Annotated in this window: 4 protein-coding genes and 1 pseudogene; 2 read left to right on the forward strand and 3 right to left on the reverse strand. The window is 69.1% G+C overall.

Going from position 1 to position 2,592, the window contains the following annotated elements; translation table 11 throughout:
* Positions 1-302, forward strand: a pseudogene (locus tag N878_RS17335) (ABC transporter ATP-binding protein); the annotation flags it as partial.
* Here the strand turns inward: N878_RS17335 and rhtA are convergent.
* The 3 genes from rhtA to N878_RS17350 all read right to left on the reverse strand — a co-directional run bounded on the left by rhtA (position 299) and on the right by N878_RS17350 (position 2,184).
* Entirely contained in the window at positions 299-1,150 is an 852-nt protein-coding gene (gene rhtA / locus N878_RS17340) for a threonine/homoserine exporter RhtA (RefSeq protein ID WP_031303379.1), read from the reverse strand. The pseudogene N878_RS17335 and the gene rhtA overlap by 4 nt on opposite strands.
* Positions 1,151-1,289: 139 nt before the next feature.
* Entirely contained in the window at positions 1,290-1,571 is a 282-nt protein-coding gene (locus N878_RS17345; RefSeq protein ID WP_003240864.1) for a pyrimidine/purine nucleoside phosphorylase, read from the reverse strand.
* Positions 1,572-1,635: 64 nt separating this feature from the next.
* Entirely contained in the window at positions 1,636-2,184 is a 549-nt protein-coding gene (locus N878_RS17350) for an exonuclease domain-containing protein (protein WP_021444866.1), read from the reverse strand.
* A 27-nt stretch (positions 2,185-2,211) separates the two neighbouring features.
* Here N878_RS17350 and N878_RS17355 point away from each other — a divergent pair.
* The coding region (locus N878_RS17355) for an NAD(P)-dependent oxidoreductase (protein WP_256218103.1) at positions 2,212-2,592 on the forward strand (381 nt) is incomplete at its 3' end.

Genomic DNA, 2,592 nt, shown 5'->3' on the forward strand with positions numbered 1-2,592 from the left:
AGCGCCAGCGCCTGGCCATCGCCCGCGCCTTGCTCGCCGATGCGCCGATCCTGCTGCTCGACGAGGCCACCAGCGCGCTGGACGCCGAGAGCGAGCACCTGATCCAGCAGGCCCTGCCGCGCCTGATGGCCGGGCGCACCACCCTGGTGATCGCGCACCGCCTGGCCACGGTGAAGCAGGCCGAACGCATCGCGGTGATCGAGCAGGGGCGCCTGGCGGCCATCGGCAGCCACGCGCAACTGCTGGCCGGCAGCCCGCTCTATGCGCGCCTGGCCGAGTTGCAGTTCGGTGAGGCCGGCTAGCCCTTGGGTTTGATCGTCGCGGCCGCGCCGGCCGAGGCGAGGATGATGGCGCCAATCGCCAGCCACTGGTTCCAGCTCAGCTGCTCGCTGAGGAACAGCAGCCCGGAAAGCGCGGCGATGGCCGGTTCCAGGCTCATCAGGATGCTGAAGGTGCGCGCCGGCAGGCGGGTCAGGGCGACCATCTCCAGGCTGTAGGGCAGCGCCGAGGACAGCACCGCCACACCCAGGGCGATGGGCAGCAGATCCACCGAGAACAGGCTGCCGCCGGCCTGCCACAGGCCGATGGGCAGCACCAGCAGGGCGGCGACCCAGGTGCCCAGGGCCACGGTCTGGCGGCCGTGGGCAGCGCCGGCCTTCTGCCCGAAGACGATGTATAGCGCCCAGCACAGCCCGGCGCCGAGGGCCAGGGCCATGCCCAGCGGGTCGAGCTGGGTCTGCGCCAGATCGCTGGGCAGCAGCAGCCACAGGCCGAAGACGGCCAGGGCGATCCAGGCGAAATCCAGCAAGCGCCGCGACGACAGCAGCGCCAGGCCCAGCGGCCCGGTGAACTCCAGGGCCACGGCGACGCCCAGCGGAATGCTCTGCAGCGACATGTAGAACAGCAGGTTCATCCCGCCCAGGGCCAGGCCGTAGGCCAGCAGCGAGCGGTAGGCGGCCAGGTTCGGGCGGGTGCGCCAGGGCTGCATCACCAGCGACAGGATGATCGCGCCGAGCACCAGGCGCAGCGCCGTGGTGCCCTCGGCGCCGACCAGCGGGAACAGGCTCTTGGCCAGCGAGGCACCGCTCTGGATCGAGATCATGGCCACCAGCAGCAGGCCGATGGGCGCGAGAAGGGCGGTGCGGGGCATGGGGCGGTCCTTGGCGGGTTGATAGGCTTTCAGGTGCATCTGAGCGTAGGGTGCGCCGTGCGCACCGAGAGCTCCGAACTTCTGCGGGAGCAAGAAAAAACCGGCCGCGAGGGCCGGTTCTTCGGGGCGCTGCGGCAGCTTAGCGGTATTCGCAGAGGTAGGCGGTGTCCACTGCCACCTTCAGCTGGAACTTGCTGTTGGCCGGTACGGTGAAGTTGCTGCCGGCCTCGAAGGTGCTCCAGCTGTCGCTGCCCGGCAGCTTCACGGTCAGGGCGCCGGCGACCACGTGCATCACTTCCAGCTGGCTGGTGCCGAATTCGTACTCGCCCGGGGCCATCACGCCGATGGTGGCAGGACCTTCGGCCATGGCGAAACCGATGGATTTGACGGTGCCGTCGAAGTACTCGTTGACCTTGAACATCTGCGATTCCTCGGGAGGGTTTAAAAAGGGGCCGCCAGTATGCCCAAGCGCCTTTTCTTCGTCATCAGTCTTTGAGCGGCAGCACCAGCGGCAACAGGCGAGCGGTGTTGCGCGCGTCGGTCAGCGCGCGATGCTGCGCCCCTTGGAACTGCAGGCCGGCCAGTTGCAGGGCGCTGTGCAGGCCGATCGGCCGCGGCAGCTGACGGGCCTTGGCGAAGGCCTGCTTGAGGTTCAGGTGCGGCACCGCGGCGAGCAGGCTGGCGAGCTGGTGCCGGCGCCATTCCTGCTCCAGCTGGCGGCGGTCGTAGTCGCCCCAGCTGCTCCAGCCCACCAGGCGCGGCGCGTGTTGGCCGAGCCAGCGCTCGAACTGCGCCCAGACCTGCGGCAGGGGCGCCGCGGCGTCGACCTCGGCCTGGGCGATATGGGTCAGCTCGCGGCAGAAGGCGGTCAGGCAGGGGCGTCGTTGCGGTTTGACGAAGCGCTGGAAGTGATCGCGCTCATGACCGTCGGCGCCGACCAGGCTGGCGCCGATCTCGATGATCTCCATTTCCTCGACTGGCCAGCCGCCCTCGTCGGTGGTGGCTTCCAGGTCGATGATCAACCAATGTCCCATAGGCCCTCCCTTGCGTGCGCAGGCAGTATGGAAGGGCTTTCCGGCCAGGGCAAACCCCGTGTTAGGCTCTGCCGCCTATGTCTGGAGGAGGTAGCTATGGCGAAGGTTGCGTTTATCGGCTTGGGCGTGATGGGCTATCCGATGGCTGGGCATCTGGCCCGCAACGGCCATCGGGTGACGGTGTACAACCGTTCGCCGGGCAAGGCCGAACAATGGATGGCCGAATACGCCGGCAGCAGCGCGCCGACGCCGCGCGAGGCGGCCCAGGGCGCCGAGCTGGTGATGTGCTGCGTGGGCAACGACGATGACCTGCGCGGTGTGGTGCTGGGCGAGCAGGGCGCCTTCGCCGGCATGGCGCCGGGCGCCATCCTGGTCGATCACACCACGGCGTCGGCCGCTGTCGCCCGC

The sequence above is a fragment of the Pseudomonas sp. EGD-AK9 genome, assembly GCF_000465935.2.
In the GTDB taxonomy this organism is placed as follows: Bacteria; Pseudomonadota; Gammaproteobacteria; order Pseudomonadales; family Pseudomonadaceae; genus Aquipseudomonas.

What these genes read in the sequence shown, in the direction of transcription:
- rhtA (WP_031303379.1), bottom strand. Translation starts at nt 1,150, where the DNA reads ATGCCCCGCACCGCCCTTCTCGCGCCCATCGGCCTGCTGCTGGTGGCC.
- N878_RS17345 (WP_003240864.1), bottom strand. Translation starts at nt 1,571, where the DNA reads ATGTTCAAGGTCAACGAGTACTTCGACGGCACCGTCAAATCCATCGGT.
- N878_RS17350 (WP_021444866.1), bottom strand. Translation starts at nt 2,184, where the DNA reads ATGGGACATTGGTTGATCATCGACCTGGAAGCCACCACCGACGAGGGC.